The organism is Caulobacter segnis ATCC 21756 (assembly GCF_000092285.1).
In the GTDB taxonomy this organism is placed as follows: Bacteria; Pseudomonadota; Alphaproteobacteria; order Caulobacterales; family Caulobacteraceae; genus Caulobacter; species Caulobacter segnis.
This window is the reverse complement of record NC_014100.1, coordinates 2,678,268-2,694,645: the sequence shown is the minus strand read 5'-3', so window position 1 is coordinate 2,694,645 and position 16,378 is coordinate 2,678,268. Positions and strand designations below refer to the sequence as shown.

Annotated in this window: 13 protein-coding genes; 10 read left to right on the top strand and 3 right to left on the bottom strand. The window is 66.5% G+C overall.

Features of this window, described 5'->3' with window-relative positions:
* The first annotated feature begins 104 nt into the window (after positions 1-104).
* From CSEG_RS12315 to CSEG_RS12300, 4 genes are all read left to right on the top strand, one after another.
* Positions 105-866, top strand: a complete 762-nt coding sequence (locus CSEG_RS12315; protein WP_013079562.1) for a DeoR/GlpR family DNA-binding transcription regulator — start codon at positions 105-107, stop codon at positions 864-866.
* Between the two features lie 11 nt (positions 867-877).
* Complete coding sequence (locus CSEG_RS12310; RefSeq protein WP_013079561.1) at positions 878-1,729, top strand: endonuclease/exonuclease/phosphatase family protein; 852 nt, start codon at positions 878-880, stop codon at positions 1,727-1,729.
* 279 nt (positions 1,730-2,008) lie between these two features.
* Positions 2,009-2,386, top strand: coding sequence for a MarR family winged helix-turn-helix transcriptional regulator (locus tag CSEG_RS12305; protein ID WP_227878832.1), 378 nt, complete (start codon positions 2,009-2,011; stop codon positions 2,384-2,386).
* Positions 2,383-3,198 (top strand): NAD-dependent epimerase/dehydratase family protein, encoded by an 816-nt coding sequence (locus CSEG_RS12300; RefSeq protein WP_013079559.1) that lies wholly within the window; start codon positions 2,383-2,385, stop codon positions 3,196-3,198. Before CSEG_RS12305 ends, CSEG_RS12300 begins: the two co-directional genes overlap by 4 nt.
* A 370-nt stretch (positions 3,199-3,568) precedes the next feature.
* Here CSEG_RS12300 and CSEG_RS12295 read toward each other — a convergent pair whose 3' ends face one another.
* Positions 3,569-6,061 (bottom strand): hybrid sensor histidine kinase/response regulator, encoded by a 2,493-nt coding sequence (locus CSEG_RS12295; protein WP_013079558.1) that lies wholly within the window; start codon positions 6,059-6,061, stop codon positions 3,569-3,571.
* A 449-nt stretch (positions 6,062-6,510) separates the two neighbouring features.
* Between CSEG_RS12295 and CSEG_RS12290 the strand changes: the two genes are divergently transcribed.
* Genes CSEG_RS12290 through CSEG_RS12280 form a run of 3 tightly spaced genes read left to right on the top strand, consistent with a single transcriptional unit; the run spans position 6,511 to position 8,969 of the window.
* Positions 6,511-7,305 (top strand): MlaA family lipoprotein, encoded by a 795-nt coding sequence (locus CSEG_RS12290; RefSeq protein WP_013079557.1) that lies wholly within the window; start codon positions 6,511-6,513, stop codon positions 7,303-7,305.
* Positions 7,306-7,344: 39 nt separating this feature from the next.
* Positions 7,345-7,869, top strand: coding sequence for a Tgt2/MlaC family protein (locus CSEG_RS12285; RefSeq protein ID WP_167535125.1), 525 nt, complete (start codon positions 7,345-7,347; stop codon positions 7,867-7,869).
* Positions 7,860-8,969, top strand: coding sequence for a sensor histidine kinase (locus CSEG_RS12280; protein ID WP_053463753.1), 1,110 nt, complete (start codon positions 7,860-7,862; stop codon positions 8,967-8,969). The genes CSEG_RS12285 and CSEG_RS12280 overlap by 10 nt, the downstream gene beginning before the upstream one ends.
* Here the strand turns inward: CSEG_RS12280 and CSEG_RS12275 are convergent.
* Positions 8,921-9,616: a response regulator transcription factor gene (locus CSEG_RS12275; protein ID WP_013079554.1), complete on the bottom strand. Its 696-nt coding sequence runs from the start codon at positions 9,614-9,616 to the stop codon at positions 8,921-8,923. The two genes, CSEG_RS12280 and CSEG_RS12275, sit on opposite strands and share 49 nt — an antisense overlap.
* A gap of 5 nt (positions 9,617-9,621) precedes the next feature.
* Complete coding sequence (locus CSEG_RS12270) at positions 9,622-10,407, bottom strand: MipA/OmpV family protein (protein WP_013079553.1); 786 nt, start codon at positions 10,405-10,407, stop codon at positions 9,622-9,624.
* A 333-nt stretch (positions 10,408-10,740) separates the two neighbouring features.
* On the opposite strand from CSEG_RS12270, the gene CSEG_RS12265 reads away from it, so the two are divergent.
* The 3 genes from CSEG_RS12265 (at position 10,741) to CSEG_RS12255 (ending at position 16,374) form a co-directional block, all read left to right on the top strand.
* Positions 10,741-11,787, top strand: coding sequence for a LacI family DNA-binding transcriptional regulator (locus tag CSEG_RS12265; RefSeq protein ID WP_013079552.1), 1,047 nt, complete (start codon positions 10,741-10,743; stop codon positions 11,785-11,787).
* Positions 11,788-12,137: 350 nt separating this feature from the next.
* Positions 12,138-14,327 (top strand): TonB-dependent receptor, encoded by a 2,190-nt coding sequence (locus CSEG_RS12260; protein ID WP_013079551.1) that lies wholly within the window; start codon positions 12,138-12,140, stop codon positions 14,325-14,327.
* A gap of 76 nt (positions 14,328-14,403) precedes the next feature.
* On the top strand, positions 14,404-16,374 hold the full coding sequence (locus CSEG_RS12255; RefSeq protein ID WP_013079550.1) for a glycoside hydrolase family 3 protein: 1,971 nt from the start codon (positions 14,404-14,406) through the stop codon (positions 16,372-16,374).
* The last annotated feature ends 4 nt before the right edge of the window (positions 16,375-16,378 follow it).

The following is a 16,378-nucleotide window of genomic DNA, read 5'->3' as shown; positions in this document are numbered from 1 at the left end:
TTTTAGGCGCAATTTGTCGCGTTGCCACATAGAGGCCTCGACAAAGACGCATAAATTCATCAGGATTCCCACAATTATCGAATGGGCAGCGGAGGTGAACGGTCATGCTCAGACGCCAGGACCGTCAGCGCGAGATCCTCCGCAAGCTGAAGCCGGGGGAGGGCCACGCCATCGGCCGTCTGGCCCAGGAGCTGGGGGTGTCCGAGGAGACGGTCCGTCGCGAACTGCGGGTGCTCGAGGCGCGTGGCGAGGTGGTCTGGACGCATGGCGTCGTCCAGTTGGCGGCCACCTCTGGCGAGGGACCGCACGACCGGCGCATGCAGGAGAACCTGGCGGAGAAGACCCGCATCGCCGCCGCCGCTGCGCCGTTCGTCCGCGATGGCGACACCCTCTTCATCGACGCTGGAACGACCGCCTGCTACGTGGCGCGGGCGCTGGCCGGCGTGCGTCGCGAGCTGAAGGTGATCACCAACTCGCTGGTCGTGGCCCAGATCCTAGGCGGGCGCGACGGCAACAGCCTGTTCCTGGCCGGCGGCGAGCTGGACTACGACTACAAGGCGTTCTCGGATCACGTGGCCCAGGCCTATGTCGCCCAGTTCACGCCGCATCTAGCGATCCTGACGGTCGGCGGCGTGCATCCCGATCACGGGTTGATGGACCGGCACGCGCGGGAGGCGGCGATAAGTCGGATCATATACGACCGCGCCGACCGTGTGCTGCTGGCCGCCGACCGCTCCAAGTTCGGGCGGCTGGGCCTGATCCGCACGGCTTCGCCCGAAGAGGTCGACATCCTGGTGACCGACCAGCCGCTGGACGACGCCTATGTTCAGCCCTTTCGTCGCGCTACCGTCGTCATCGCCCCCTAGCGTCGCGCGCGATGATCATACGCTTCCTCAGACTCGCCGCGGCCGCCGTCGCGCTCGCGGGCGCGCTCCCTGCCGCCGTTCAGGCTCAATCACCTTCGTTCTGGGTGATGAGCTACAACATCCGCTACGACAATCCCGAAGACCGGCCCGATTGGCGCATGCGTCGCGAACCGATGGCGCGCCAGATCAGCTTTTTCTCCCCGGACATTCTGGGCGTGCAGGAAGCGCTGGTTCCGATGGTGGCGGACCTGTCGGCCGCGCTGCCGGGTTACGCGCACTACGGTGTCGGACGCGACGATGGCGACAAGGCTGGCGAAACCACCACCATCTTCTATCGCAGCGCCCGGTTCGAGCGGCTGCTCGCGCAGACCCGATGGTGCTCGCCGACGCCCGAGCGGCCCGGTAAGGCGTACGATGCGGCGCTGCCGCGCACCTATGCGCGGGTTGTGTTGCGCGATCGCGCCAGCGGCGTGCTGCTGGACGTACGCAACGCCCATCTCGACCATGTGGGCGCGGAGTCGCGGCGGCTTTGCGCCCGGCAGCTACGCGATCAGCCCACTTGGCCGGGCGCGCGCCTGGTCGTGCTCGGCGATTTCAACAGCGCGCCCGGCGAGCCGCCCCACGACGTCCTGACATCCGGCGGCGACGGGCTGCGGGACGCGCGCGCCGCCAGTCCCATCGTCTTTGGGCCTGCGGGCACCTTCAACGACTTCTCGCCGGGCGCGCCGCCGGTGGGACCCATCGACTATGTCTTTGTCGACCGCGCGTTGCAGGTTCTGCGTTTCGCCACCCTAACCGACACTGAAGGAGGCGTGGCGATCTCTGACCATTTCCCAATCATCGTCCAGATCGCCGCGCCCTGACCAATTTGTGCAGTCCATGGCGCGCACAGGGGAGCCTTGGAATTGGTGCTCACCAGGGCCGGCGCCTTTTCATCCGCCGTAGCAGCTTCTCCAGCCTAGCGCCGATGCCTAGTCAGGTCCTAGCGCGGCTTTTTCGCATCACGCGTATGCCGCGCGTCCGCCTTGACATTCTATTTGCTAGCTAACATCTATTGTTAGATGGCTAACAAGAATGATTCAGCACGGTACGCCTCGGTCGGCGCTTGGGCCAAGCGCTGCTATTTGGCGGGGCGGTCGCTGATGGACAGCATGCTGCGCCCGCATGGGCTAGGCGCGACCCAATGGTACGTCCTGCATCAGTTGGCTGAAGTCGGCCCGACCATGCAACGCGATCTGGTGCGCTTGCTTCAGATTGAGCGCGCGACCTTGAGCATTGTGATCGCCGCCCTCGTTCGGAAGGGCCTCGTGGAACAGGCTGAGGACGCGGTTGATCTGCGTCAGAAGCAGCTGCGCCTGACGCCCGCCGGCCGATCGCTTTGGGGCGAACTTCCTGATTTGGGCTTCATCCAGGACGTCGCGTTTGGCGATTTTTCGAACAACGACATCGAAGTCGCGGCGCGGGTCCTGAAGCAGGCGACCGAGCGGCTCCAACAGTACGCCAAGAGAGCAAAGACATGAGGGTTCTTCTGACGGGAGCGACCGGACTCGTCGGCGAACGCTTGGCGCCCCGCCTCGTGGCGGCCGGTTTGGAGTGTCGCGCCCTTGTCCGCCAGGGCGGCAAGGTTCCGCCGGGCGTCGTGGCCATCCAGGGCGATCTCTTCGATCGGGCATCTCTGGCCAGGGCGGTCGAGGGCGTCGAGGCGATCATCCATCTGGCCGCTGTGTTCCGGACCCAAGACGTAGATCTTATCTGGAAGAGCAATCTGGAGGGCGCGCAAAACCTGATCGCGGCGGCGCAGGCGCATGCCGGAGCAGCGCGGTTCATCCTGGCCAGCACGAGCAACGTCTATGACCGCCAAGGCGCCCGCCCGGCGCGCGAGAGCGATGTCGTCGCGCCACGGCAGGCCTATCCGGCCAGCAAGGTCGCGGCTGAAGAGGCTTTGAGGCGGAGCGGGCTGAACTGGTCGATCATCCGGCTTCCGTTCGTCTATGGCGACGCCGATGGGCATCTGGAGACGCTGCCGCATCATGTGGAAGGCTTCGGTTTTCATCCCGCGCACCGGATGAGCACGATACATCATCGCGATATCGCCACGGCCATGGAGATGGCGCTGGCCGGCGCCTTCGATCGGCGCATCGTCAATATCGCCGACGATGCGCCCCTTTCGATCTACGAGCTGGTCGAACTTGCGGGCGGCGCGATGACGCCGTCGGCCGATCCGACCGCGGATCCCTGGTTCCTGCACGTCGACGCTTCTTTGGCCCGCAGCCTTGGCTTTCAGCCGAAGGTCAGCACCGTTCATCAGGCGGCGCGGGACGGCGTCCTCTAGATCCGATCGGCTTCGGGGGTTTCAGGCGAGACGGGAGCCGAGATGCGCACCTCAGCAAACAGAGCCGTGACGGACTACGAACGGTACATCCCAGGCAAACGGAGGGCTGCGTTTGCGAGTCCGCGCATGGGAGGAGATTGATGAGTGTCGTTGGTGAAACGCAGAGTGTCGTCTGCGAATTTGGATCGGCGGACGGGCGCCTGTGCGGCGACCTCTGTCGGCCGAGGCGCCGATCGCGAGATGGGTGGCGATTAGAGCGCGCTTCCGCATGGATTGGCATCCTCGCCCCAGGCGCTAGCCGAATGACCCGCGGCGCTCCCGTGCCGCGGCGGAGGCCAGGCTAGCGGGTCGCACCGGCCGGTGCTGTTGGTCACTGGGGCGACCCTTCTCCCTCCATCGCCTGGGCGATCGACGAGTGCAGCGCGGTCATCTCCAGGGGCTTGGTCAGAACATCGTTCATGCCGGCGTCCAGGCAAGCCTGGCGTTGGTGGTCCATGGCGTCGGCGGTCAGGCCGATGATCGGGATTTCGTCGAGGCCAAGATCGGAGCGTACGCGGCGCGTGGCCTCAAGGCCGCCGAGCACGGGCATGTTCACGTCCATAAGGATCAGATCGACAGGCTCGGTGGCCAAAAGGTCGAGCGCGATCTGGCCGTTTTCGGCCTCGATCAGCGCGCAGCCCAACGGGGCCAGCATCAGCGCGATCACCTTGCGGTTCACCGGATGATCCTCGACCAGCAGGATCTTCAACCTGGCTGGCGGGGAGGCGGAGAGGTCGTCCATCTGCGGCTGGCTCGACGGCTCCGCCAGGGGGACCTGGCAACGGAAGCTCAAGGTGAAGGTCGAGCCTTCTCCCTCCCGGCTCTCGACCGTGACGTCGCCGCCCATCAGCTTGGCGAGGCGGCGTGTGATGTTGAGACCAAGCCCCGTGCCGCCGAACCTACGCGCTGTGGTCGCGTCGGCCTGCTCGAACGCGCCGAACAAGCGCGCGCAGGTCTCGGGCGACATGCCAATGCCCGTGTCGCTCACCGCGATATAGGCCATCATCTCGTGGTCGCCAGTAGGCTCGCACCGCACACTCAGCACCACGCCGCCCGTCTCGGTGAACTTGATGGCGTTCGACAGCAGGTTGGACACGCACTGGCGCACACGGACCGGATCGAAGATCAGGCTTGGGGGCGTGTCGTCGATGTCGAGAGTCAGGCCTATGCCCTTCTCCGCGGCCAGCACGCCGTGGATCTTGCCCAGGCGCTCGCATTTGCGCCTCAGGTCGGCGCGCAGCGGCGCAATCTGCAGCTTGCCGGCCTCGATCTTGGACAGGTCCAGCACATCGTTGAGCAAGGTCAGAAGATTGCGCCCGGCGTCCTCGATCAGGTCGACCTGCTCTCGCTCTCCAGGTTCGAGAGGCTCCAGCTTCAAGGCTTGGGCCAGCCCGAGCACGCCATTGAGCGGCGTGCGCAATTCGTGGCTCATCGTGGCGAGAAAGGTCGACTTGGCCTCGCTGGCGGCTTCGGCCCGGGCTTGGGCCCGCGCGAGCGCTTTGGCTGTCCGGCGCTGCTCAAGCACGAAGGCCGCCGCGCCGAGCGTGACGATCGCGAGCAGGGCGGCGACAACGCCCCAGGCGAGCGACAGGCGGCGTTGGAAATGGGCTTCGCGTTCTGCCCGCTCGCCCTTCACGCGCTCGGCGTCCAGCGCGGTGCGCAGGGCCGCGGTGATATCCGACACCTTGCGTTGATGATCATCATGAAGACGCTCAAGCGTCCGCTGGCGGGATTTTTCCAAGGCGTCGAACGCCGCCATGCTCTTGCCCTCGGCCCGGAGGATATAGGCGCTGCTCAACTGCTCGAACTCGTCCTCGCCTCTGAGCGCTGCTGGCGCGGCGCGCATGCGGGCAAGGTCCGAGCGCGCGTCAGCCACATCCCCCAGGCGGGCGCGGGCCTTCAGACGCAGGCGCAGGGCCGAAACCGTCCAGCTGTCGTCGGCCTGATCTAGGGCCAGCGTAACCGGCCGCAAGCAGTCGAGGACGCGGCGCGGTTCTCCTTGCGCGTCGGCGATCGCCGCGCACAGGTAGGCGTGGAAAAACCAAGCCCGGGGACCGCCAGACGTGGTGATCAGGTCGCCGTGTAACCGCCACAACATCTCGGCCGAGGCGAATTCGCGCGCCTTCACCGCGAGAAGCGCTAGATTATAAACCCGTTCAGCGTCATGGGTTTTCGATCCGATCTTGCGATCGAGCGCGGCCGCGTCGGCCAGATGATCGAGCGCCCCGCCGTCGTCGCCAAGTTCGGCCGCGACCCGCGACATCAGCGTATGCGCCTCGGCCGCGATGGGCTGGGTGAGGGGATCCTCCTGGGTCGTGTCGATTAGTCGCGCGCCCGTACGGGTCGCCGCCGCCCATTGATCCTGGGCCGCTGCGATCCGCAACCGCTCCAGCTCGACGACGTGGCCGACATCGGCGTTGCCTTGGGCGGCGCGCGTCCATGCCGCGAAGTCGGCCTTGCGCCCCGGGGCGTCGGTCGCGGTCTTCGAGCTGCTCAGCACCATGACCATCGCCGCGAGAGGTTGGTCATGATCGCGCGCGGCGAGCGCGCGGGTGCGCGCGGCCCAACGCTCGAAATCGGCGTGTTCGGCGTTGTCGCGGTAGTAACTGAGAGTGCGCCACAGGCCGTAGAAGCGCTTGCGGCCGGAGGAGCCCATCGCGGCCGCGCCGGCCGTCTCGATATCGGCTGATGAGAGCCGTCCGTGATGCGCGCGGATCTGGTCGCCGAGCGCCTGAAGCCGCTCGACGCGCGACTCGGCCATCGCCGCGCCGCTTGTCAGGGGGAGGATGATGGCCAAAGCCAGGAAGCCAAGTGCCGGAGACATTGCTCGGCGCCGCTCGCGACGCGCCATCAACCACATGTCGAAACCAACCCCGTCGCCCCAGAGGGAGCGCCTCAAGCCATAGAAAATCGGACCGGGTGCTCGGTCGAGCGCCCGGTCCGTGAATGATGTCCACGCAAGGCGTTGCGCTTCAAATGTTGGGCGCCGTCTCGGGTACACCACTTAGACGGCGCCGCGACTATCCGACCGCAGCCCAAAATGACGTTCAAGACCCGAAACTATGGAGGCAGGCCTTGGACGGCGAGTTGGATGGCGCTGCCCTTCCCAACGGGGCGGACTTTGGGGAGGGGTGCAAAGCATCGGGTCATAGAGGCGCGCAACGGCTGCTTCTGGCGCCATCCCGCCCCCTGCGGATGGGACGTCTCACACAGAAAGCTTCAAGCAAGCTACGGCGGCCATAGGGCGGGGCATCCTTCCTGGAGCCCAACGTCATGACCAAGTCGTTCTCCGCCGCCCGTCGCCTCGGGCTGATCACCAGCCTGACCTTGGCATACGCCGCGCCGCACCACGCCCTGGCAAAAGCCCTCCCCGAACTCCCGCTTGAATTGACGCGGGAAGTCGGTCCCCTCGCACACGATCCATGGGAGGGGCTCAATCGAAAGACCTTCAAATTCAATCAGGGCCTCGACCGCGTCCTCATCGGACCGATCGGACGGGGGTACATGAAGGTGACGCCGCGCGTCGTTCGCGGCCGGGTGTCCTCGTTCGTGGCCAACTTGGCCGAGCCGCGCACCGCCATCAACGATCTGGCTCAGGGTCGCCCGCGCGCGGCCAGCGTGACGGCCTCGCGCTTTCTGATCAACACGACGGTTGGGGGGCTTGGCCTGTTCGACGTTGGCGGCAAGCTGGGCCTGGAAGGCCACCGGGGTGATTTCGGCCAGACCCTGGGACGTTACGGCGCCGGTTCGGGGCGCTATCTGGTCCTGCCGCTGATGGGGCCGACCACCTTGCGAGACGGCATCGGCCAGTTGGTCGATATGATGACTGATCCCGTCGCCATGGCCACGGCTGGCGGTCCGAAAATGTTCGGCGCCATCCGCTCTAGCGCCACCATGCTCGACGGGCGCGCCAACGCCGACGGCTTTCTTCGCGCCCTGGACGACGCGGCGGATCCCTATGCGATGATGCGGTCCGTCTACCTGCAGAATCGAGCGGACATGGTTCGCCAGGCTCGCGGCGGCGCCCAAGTGCTGCCAGACTTCGATGCGGCCAAGATCGAGCCCTGATCGCGCATGACCTATCGCTTCAGTCCTTGGCGCGTTCTCATGGAATGCGCGCTGCCCGGGCCATGGCCGGTCCTCGTCGGCCAGCCGGAAGCCGAAGCCTTCGTGGCCGAGACCGTGCGGGATCTTCTGCGCATCGTGGCCGACGCGACCCTGACCCCGTCCAGCCGGGCGGGCGCCTTCGCTTCGGCCATGGTCCGGGTCGCGGACGTCGGAGGTATCGCGGACTTGATCCTAGGCGCTCGCGCCTCCGGGCTGACTCCGGCGCGGCGACAGCGCTTCGCGGCGACGCTCGCCTCCCATGTCGGACATGCCTATGACGGACGGCTCTGGTGCGGGTCCGCCGACGATTTCACCCTGCTGGGATCGACGGCTCCCAAGCTTGATGAGGTCGTCGTCCGTTTCACGGTCCGGGACCGCCGCGCCTTCGCGCCGATCCAGATGTCCTGGCGCGTCTTTCGATCGGTGGGCGGATGGCGGCTGATCGACATGGAATATCGCGGAATCTGGCTGGTCGACGCGCACCGGTCGAGGGGACGCCAGCGCAAGGGAGAAACATGTCGATGACGCGCCGGGCCTTGATGCGTCTGTCTCGAACACTGGGCGGCCCGTCGCTGATGCGGATGCTCGCGCCGCTGGTCCTGCTGGCGGTCGCCGCCACGATTCTGTTCGCCATGGCCAACGGCGACACGCCAGAAGAGCACGCCATGTCGCTGCTTCAGCGCATGCAACCAGCGCGCCTCTTGGCCGAGATCACCAACAGCGCGACGGAGATCCTGCTGCTGGTGAGCCTGATGATGGTCGGCGTCTATTTGACCCTGCACATCGGCCTGCGACCCCTGCGGCGGCTGTCGAGGCTGGCCGGCGACATCGGTCCCGCGACCATAGACGCCCGCCTGCCGGTCGAGAGTGCGCCGCGCGAGGTCGCCCCGCTGGTCGAGGCCTTTAACGCCGCTCTCGATCGGCTGGAGACGGGTCTGCGCGCGCAGCGGGATTTCTCGGCCAACGCCGCGCACGAGCTCCGCACGCCGCTGGCGACGCTGCGGGCCCAGGTCGAGAGCCTTCTGGAGCCGGGCGAGCGCCAGGCGGCCAGCGAGGAGTTCGAGCGGCTGGGTCGACTGATCGCCCAGCTCCTCGCATTGGCCGAGGCCGAGGGCGGCGCCTTGGGCGCCGATACGCGCTTCGACCTGGTCGCGCTGTCGCAAGACGTAGCCAGCGATATGGCCAGCTTCATCCTGTCCAGCGGTCGGACGCTCAGCTTCGACAGCGCGGTCCAGGCGCTCTCGCTCGACGGCCAGGCAGGGCTTGTGGAGACGGCTCTGCGCAATCTGCTTGAGAACGCCGTCCGCCATACGCCCCCCGGCGCCGAGATCCTCGTGGCGGTCACCGCCGACGGCGTGGTGCGGGTCAGCGACGATGGGCCCGGCGTGTCGACCCAGATCCGGGACCGGGTGTTCGAACGCTTCAATCGCGGGAATCCGAGCGGGGCTGGCGCTGGCCTGGGCCTGTCGATCGTGCGCCAGATCATGGAGCGGCACGGCGGCGCGGCGCGGTTGGCTTCCGTCGAGCGTGGCGCGTGTTTCGAGCTCGACTTCCGGCCGCAAGGCCATCGCTGCGATCAGTCGGTCGCGCCGGTTCCTGCGGGCGGTAACCGGACGGCCATGTAGCCCAGGCCCCGAAGGGCGCGGATCGTCACGTCGGCGCCCAGTTCGGCCATCTTCCGGCGCACGCGATGGACGTGCACCTGGATGGAGTTGTCGGTGTAGTCCTGGTCCAGGCTGTGCAGGCTGTCGCCCAACTGAGCCTTGGTCACAACACGGTCGGGATGGCGCAGGAAGCGTTCCAGCACAATGCTCTCGCCTCGTGACAGCGGCAGGCGCGCTTCGCCGACGCAGATCTCCCGCGCGCCCTGGTCGTACTCAATATCGCCGTAGCGCAGGACGTCGGCCGTCAGGTCCGGTCGACGTCCCAGCGCCCGCAGACGCGCCACCAGTTCTTCGATCGCGAAGGGTTTGACCAGATAGTCGTCGGCGCCGCGCTCCAGCCCCTGAACTCGCTGGTCGACGCTGCCCAGGGCGGTCAGCATCAGGACCTGCGTGCGCAGGCCGGCGGCGCGAGCCTGGGCCAACAGGTCCAGCCCGTTTTCGCGACCCAGCATGATGTCGAGGATCACCACGTCGTAGGTCACGCTACGCCAGGCGTGCCAGCCGTCTTCCAGCGTGTCGAAGAGGTCGACCGTGAAGCCGGCCTTGACCAGCGACCGGGTGGTCGCTTCGCCGAGCCGAACATTGTCCTCGATCAGCAGGGCGCGCATGGGGGTCAGAAGCTGTACATCAGGGCGAAGACGAGTTGGCCCTGATTGGCGGAGCCTTCGCGGGCGACTATGGGGCTGTCGGCCGCACTGTCAACGAGCCGGCTATAACCGCCCCGCGCCAAGGCGCTCCAGCGATCGCTGATCTTGTAACGCAGGCTGGCGCCGACATCCACGGACTCAACCCCGGCCTTGGCGGTGTACGGCGTCAGGCCGCTGGCCGCGGCCCCAGCCGCCGAGACGCCATAGTAGGTCCGCATGTACTTGCGGTCGGCCCAGGTCGCCGAAGCGTCCACACCCAGGCTCCAGCGGTCGGTCAATTGACGGTCGTAAGCGACCTCGAAGCGCGCCAGCTTGCCTTCGTGGACCTTGCCGGTGTCGGTCAGAGCCTCGATCCCGACCGACAAGGCGTCCTGCCCGACGTCGAAGCGCTTGCGGATGAACACGCCGGCGTTCACGGCGGCGTCGATCTCGCCCAGACGGCGCACGGTCAGGTTCTTGATGTCATCGTCGCGGCCGCGATCATAGGTGATCATCGGGCCGGCTTCCACGAAACCGCCCGGTACGAGATTGACGCGCAGCGAGGGGCCTTCGAGGGCCACGTAGTAGTCGCCCCGGCCATAGCGCAGGGCGACGAAGGGCAGGGGCTTGAACTCATAGTCCTTTGAGCCCTTGAACTCGGGGCGATAGACGCCGGCCGCGCCCAGGGACAGGCGCAAGCCATCGCCATCCTGGGCGCGCGCGGCGCTGGCCGCCGGAAGGATCAGGCAAAGGGTCAGAAGGGGGAGCTTCATCTTACTCAGGTCCGACAAGTCCGCTTTCGTGCGGCGGTCAGGCTATGCGAGCTCAAGCTTACATGGAGCTTTCAGTCGCACGCTTTGCGCGAGGGACGGCAGGTCCTACGTCTTCTAGATCGCTTTTGGCGCGTCCATATTCCGGCCAGGCGCCAAGGTCCGCTTTTGGCTCATCGCTGACGTTCGCAAACGCTTTGGGCGAATGGCCGTAGGTCCATATCGGCGCATATTGATGTCGCGGACTTGGTGGAGTTCTGTTGTCGATCGACAAGTCGCGACATCCTGGCCTTGAAATCCTCGCTTCACGCTATCGATTTCGATAGGTGTCGCCGTATGCAGCGCGATCCGCCAACCGGGAAAATCACGATCGTCGATATCGCCCGAGCCGCGGGCGTGTCCATCAAGACGGTCTCGCGCGTCATCAACCAGGAAGAGGGCGTGGGGGACGAGACCCGGGCGCGGGTCCTGGAGATCGTCACGACGATGGGCTATCGCCCGAACGTCTCGGCCCGCTCGCTGTCCAGCCGCCGCAGCTATCTCATCGGCGTGATCTTCATGCGCGTCGGGGCCTATCACTATGTGGGCGAGGTGCAGGTGGGCGCCATGCGCGCCTGTCGGCGGGCGGGCTACCATCTGGTGGTCGAGCAAGTTCTGCCGCCCGAGGCTGTAGGTGGCGTCCAGGGGTTCGCCGAAGGTTTGCGCGACGCCCGGTTCGACGGCGTGGTGCTGACCCCCCCGACCTGCGATGATCCCGAGGTTCTGGCGGCGGTCGAGACGGCGGGTCTGCCCTATGTGCGCATCGCGCCGCACCGCGAGTTCGAGCGCTCGCCGTACGTCTTCATGGACGATCGCAAGGCGGCGCGGGAGCAGACCCTGCGGCTGTGGAACATGGGCCATCGACGGATCGCCTTTATCGATGGTCCCGCCGATCACGGCTCGGCGACGCGTCGGCGGCAAGGCTATATCGAGGCTCTGCGGGACCGAGGCGTCGAGCCCCGGCCCGAGTGGATCGCCAAGGGCGAGTTTCTCAGTCTGTCCGGCTTTGACGCGACGGAGCGCCTGCTAGCCTTGCCCGAGCGTCCGACAGCGATCTTCGCGGCTAATGACGAGATGGCGGTGGGCGCCTTGGCCGCCGCCGCCAAGCACGGACTGTCGGTGCCGCGCGATCTCTCCGTGGTCGGTTTCGACGACACGCCGACGGCCGAAGCGGCTTGGCCGCGCCTGACCACGGTCCATCAGCCGACCGCCGAAATGGCCGAGGCCGCCGTCGAGATGCTGATCGACGGATTCGGCGATGAGCGGCTTCGCGCCCGGGTCGCGGCGCGCCAATTGGACTATAGCCTCGTCCAGAGGGACTCGGCGGCCCCGCCGCTGGCCTAGGCCGGATCGGCCCAGGATCACGCCCGACGCGATCAATTTTCGGCGTTGGCGTTAGGCCGGCGAACAAAGCTTCGCCATGGGCCTTTGCCGGAGGCGAATTCCGTCCGTTGGCCGATATTTCCGACAGCGGTGTCAATAATGCCGCCTGTAGACAACGTTGTCGTAATCATGCTGTCTAGTTTAAGACAACGTTGTCGTAGCCATTGCGGTGACGACGACCGCGTCGGGAAAAGGCCTCGGAACAAGGGGCCCAAGGAAACGCAAACAGGCGCCGATGGCGCCGCTGGGGATCGTGGCGTCCGGCGTTCGCGTCGGCGCGCTCCGAGTCCAGGCAGGACAAAGGGAAAGAGATGCGTAATCTCCTGTTCGCATCGGCCGCCGTGGCGGCCGTGAGCTTGCACGCGCCTGGCGCGGTGGCTCAGGACGCCGGCGCCGTGAAGCTCGACGAAGTGGTCGTGACCGCTCAACGCCGCAGTGAAAACCTCCAGAAGACCCCGCTCACCGTGTCGGCGGTGACGGGTGACAAGCTGGAGTCGCAAGGCATCAAGACGGTGGTCGACCTGTCGGCGCAGGTGCCGGCGCTGCAGATCAGCTCCAGTGGCTCGGGCGCGGCCGTGGTCTTCCTGCGCGGCATCGGCAGCACCAACGTCACCGAGGTCGGCGATCCGGCGGTCGCCTATCACATGGATGGCATCTACATCGCCCGATCCACGTCGGTTGGGGCGCTGTTCTACGACGTCGATCGTGTCGAGGTTCTGCGTGGTCCTCAGGGCACGCTGTATGGCCGTAACGCCACGGCCGGCGCGATCAACGTGATCACCAAGCAGCCCAAGTTCGACTACGAGGGCAATGGCTCGGTCGATATTGGCAACTACGGCGCCATCACCACCTCGGGCATGGTCAACCTGCCTGTCAGCGACACCCTCGCCGTGCGCGCCGCGTTCCAGACCGCGCGCCACGACGGCTATGTGAAAGCGCTGAACAAGGGCCCCGGCACCGGCGGCAACGATCGCTACGACCAGGACGACAAGTCGGCCCGCGTCCAGTTGCTGTGGAAGCCCAGCGACACGTTCTCGCTGCGGGTTGGCGGCGACTACCTGCACCAGGGCGGCGCCGGTGGCGGCGACAAGAGCTATGGCGCGGCGCTGTCCAACAGCGATCCGTGGACCTGCAACTGCGCCACCAATCTCTATCGCAACAACAAGTTCTTCGGCGCCCATAGCCAGGCCGACCTGGACCTGGGCTTCGCCACGCTGACCTACCTGACCGGCTACAACTTCTCGCGCCTGGACCGCAGCGGCGAGAACGCAAGCACCGGCGCGCCCAACTACTTCAAGGGCAAGGACACGACCTGGTCGCATGAGCTGCGCCTGGGCGGCGACACCGGCAAGCTCAAGTGGGTCGTGGGGCTGTACCGCTTCACGGAAGACAACAATGTCGACTTCCGGGTGTTGCTGGCGCCCAATTCATACCTGTCGTTCATTCAGCCCGAAGTGACCGCAAAGTCGATCGCCGCCTTCGGTCAGGGCACCTACGAGGTGACGGACCGGTTCCGGATCACCGGCGGCCTGCGCTACACTGAGGACCGCAAGGCGCGTGACGGCGGCACCTTCCTGACCAATTCGGCCGGCGCGATCACCTCGACCGTGATCAAGAACCTGGCCGACGCCAAGTGGGACGCCACCAACTGGAAGCTAGGCGCCGACTTCGACCTGACCAGCAGCTCGATGGTCTACGCCAACGTGGCCACGGGCTATAAGGCCGGCGGCTACTACGACGGGGTCGAGAACAACGTCTACGAGCCCGAGAAAATCACCTCGTACGAAGCCGGCGTGAAGAACCGCTTCTTCGACAACCGCCTGCAGTTGAACGCCACCGGCTTCCTCTACGACTATCGCGACTTCCAGGTCACGGCGGTCGGGACCATCGCCGGTCAGAACGCGTCGGTCACGCTAAACGCCGACAAGGCCCGGGTGTACGGCTTTGAGCTCGAGAGCAATCTGGTCGTCACCGAGCACGATCGCATCGACGCCACTCTGGGCTGGCTGCATGCCCGCTACACCGACTTCGTGCTGCCGCTGGGCGACGCCTTCGCTAACAACAACGCCAACGCCGGCGGTACGGGCTGCTTCAAGACCAACTTCGCCGCCGCCGCGCCGCGGTCGACTGACTTCTCCGGTTGCCGCATGGCCCGCACCCCGACCTGGAGCGTCAACGTCGGCTACCAACACACGTGGGATATCGCCTCGGGCGCCAAGGTCGTGGGCCGCGTCCAGACCCATTACGAGAGCGGCAAGAACCTCGAATACCACGGCTTCGCCCAGAACCGGCAGGACAGCTTCACAAAGACCGACGTTAGCCTGACCTACACCAGCGCCGACGATCGCTGGAACCTGCAGGGCTATGTCCGCAACCTCGAGGATGACGACGTGCGCACCGCCTCGTCCCCGAACTCGACGACCGGCCTGGCGACCAACGGCAATGGCGAGTTCTACGCCCCGCCGCGCACCTACGGCCTGCGTCTGGCGGTCAACTTCTAGCTTCCCGACGACTTACCGCCCTCGGCGTCTCCTGCGCGCCGAGGGCGCCTTCTTTGGTTCGTATCCGGAGTTCAATGTGCGCGTTCTTCAACGTCTTCTGATCTCGACCGCGATCCTGGTCGCGACCGGTTCGTCGGCCCTGGCCGCCACCCAGCCGCTCCTTGGCGTGCGCGACGGCAAGGTGCTCACCGTCGATGGGCTGCGCTTCCGGGACCTAGACCGCGATGGCAAGCTCTCGCCGTTCGAGGACTGGCGTCTGACGCCGGACCAACGGGCCATCGATCTCGTCGCGCACATGACGCTGGAGGAAAGGGCCGGCGAGATGATGCACGGCACCCTGCCGGCCGTGGGCGGCATGGTTCCGGGGCGAGGGCAGGGCTATGACCTGGCCAAGCTGAAGCCGCTGATCCTTGATCGGCACGTCACCACATTCATTACCCGCCTCTCCGGCGATCCAACGTGGCTGGCCGAGCAGAACAACGCCGTCCAGGCGATCGCCGAGCAGGGAAGGCTGGGCGTGCCGGTCACGATCAGCACCGATCCGCGTCACCATTTCCAGTTCGTGGCCGGCGCCAGCGTCGCTCCAGGCGGCTTTTCGCAATGGCCCGAGGCGACGGGCCTCGCGGCGATCGGCGACGACAAGCTGGTCCGCCGCTTCGGCGACATCGCTCGCCAGGAGTATCGCGCCGTCGGCATCCATCAGGCCCTGTCCCCGATGGCCGATCTCGCGACCGAGCCCCGCTGGTCGCGGATCAGCGGCACGTTCGGCGAGGACCCCGACCTCGCTGGCCGCATGGTCAAGGCCTACATCCAGGGCTTCCAGGGCGGCGAAACGAACCTCGCGCCAGGCGGCGTCTCGGCGGTGGTCAAGCATTGGGTCGGCTACGGCGCCTCGGCCAAGGGTTTCGACGGCCACAACAGCTATGGCCGCTACGCCGTCTTCCCGGCCGGCCAGTTTGATCTGCACGTCAAGCCGTTCGACCAGGCGTTCGCCGCTGGCGTCGTCGGGGTGATGCCCACCTACGCGATCCTCAAGGATCTCGCCCTAGATGGCCATCCGCTCGAACAGGTCGGGGCCGGCTTCTCCAAGGGGTTGTTGAATGATCAACTGCGCGGCAAGCACGGCTTCAAGGGGATCGTCCTGTCCGACTGGGCGATCACCAACGATTGCCCCGAGACCTGCCGCGACGGCTTTCCCGAAGGCCAGAAGCCGAGTTTCGCGGGCTTCTCGACCGCCTGGGGCGTCGAGGATCTTTCCAAGGTCGACCGCTACGCCAAGGGCGTGAACGCGGGACTCGACCAGTTCGGCGGCGTCGAGGACACGGCCGAGCTCGTCGCGGCGGTGAGGGCCAGCAAGATCCCTTCGGCCCGCATCGACGACGCGGCGCGGCGCGTTCTGGCGATCAAGTTCGAGCAGGGTCTGTTCGAGAACCCCTATGTCGACGCCAAGGCGGCGGCCGCCATCGTCGGCTCCAAGGCGTTTGTCGCCGAGGGACGGGCGGCGCAGAGCGCGGCGCTGACGTTGCTGGAGAACAAGAACGGTTTGCTGCCGCTAAAGCCGAGCGGAAAGAAGGTCTGGCTCAAGGGCGTGTCCGCCGACGCCGCTCGCGCCCGCGGCTTCGTTCCGGTCGACGACCTGGCCCAGGCCGAGCTGGCGATCATCCGGACGGCGACGCCGTTCCAGACCTTGCACCCCAACTTCGTGTTCGGCGCCATGCAGCATGAGGGTGACCTGTCGTTCAAGGACGGCGCGGCTGACTACGAGGCGATCAAGGCGGCCTCGGCCAAGGTCGCGACCATCGTCGCCGTCTACCTGGACCGGCCGGCGATCCTGACCAATGTACGGGACAAGGCCGCCGCGCTAATCGGCGACTTCGGGGCCGGCGACGAGGCGTTCCTCGACGCCCTGACCGGCGCCGCTCCGCCGCGCGGCAGGCTGCCATTCGAGCTGCCTTCGTCGATGGCCGCCGTCGAAGCCCAGGCCGAGGACGCGCCGCATGACTCCAAGGCTCCGCTCTATCCGATCCATTTCGGCCTGACCTACTAAGGAC

Coding starts and splice junctions, on each gene's coding strand:
- CSEG_RS12275 (WP_013079554.1), bottom strand. CDS start 9,616: ATGCGCGCCCTGCTGATCGAGGACAATGTTCGGCTCGGCGAAGCGACC.
- CSEG_RS12315 (WP_013079562.1), top strand. CDS start 105: ATGCTCAGACGCCAGGACCGTCAGCGCGAGATCCTCCGCAAGCTGAAG.
- CSEG_RS12310 (WP_013079561.1), top strand. CDS start 878: ATGATCATACGCTTCCTCAGACTCGCCGCGGCCGCCGTCGCGCTCGCG.
- CSEG_RS12260 (WP_013079551.1), top strand. CDS start 12,138: ATGCGTAATCTCCTGTTCGCATCGGCCGCCGTGGCGGCCGTGAGCTTG.
- CSEG_RS12305 (WP_227878832.1), top strand. CDS start 2,009: ATGGACAGCATGCTGCGCCCGCATGGGCTAGGCGCGACCCAATGGTAC.
- CSEG_RS12290 (WP_013079557.1), top strand. CDS start 6,511: ATGACCAAGTCGTTCTCCGCCGCCCGTCGCCTCGGGCTGATCACCAGC.
- CSEG_RS12285 (WP_167535125.1), top strand. CDS start 7,345: ATGGAATGCGCGCTGCCCGGGCCATGGCCGGTCCTCGTCGGCCAGCCG.
- CSEG_RS12270 (WP_013079553.1), bottom strand. CDS start 10,407: ATGAAGCTCCCCCTTCTGACCCTTTGCCTGATCCTTCCGGCGGCCAGC.
- CSEG_RS12300 (WP_013079559.1), top strand. CDS start 2,383: ATGAGGGTTCTTCTGACGGGAGCGACCGGACTCGTCGGCGAACGCTTG.
- CSEG_RS12280 (WP_053463753.1), top strand. CDS start 7,860: ATGTCGATGACGCGCCGGGCCTTGATGCGTCTGTCTCGAACACTGGGC.
- CSEG_RS12265 (WP_013079552.1), top strand. CDS start 10,741: ATGCAGCGCGATCCGCCAACCGGGAAAATCACGATCGTCGATATCGCC.
- CSEG_RS12295 (WP_013079558.1), bottom strand. CDS start 6,061: ATGTCTCCGGCACTTGGCTTCCTGGCTTTGGCCATCATCCTCCCCCTG.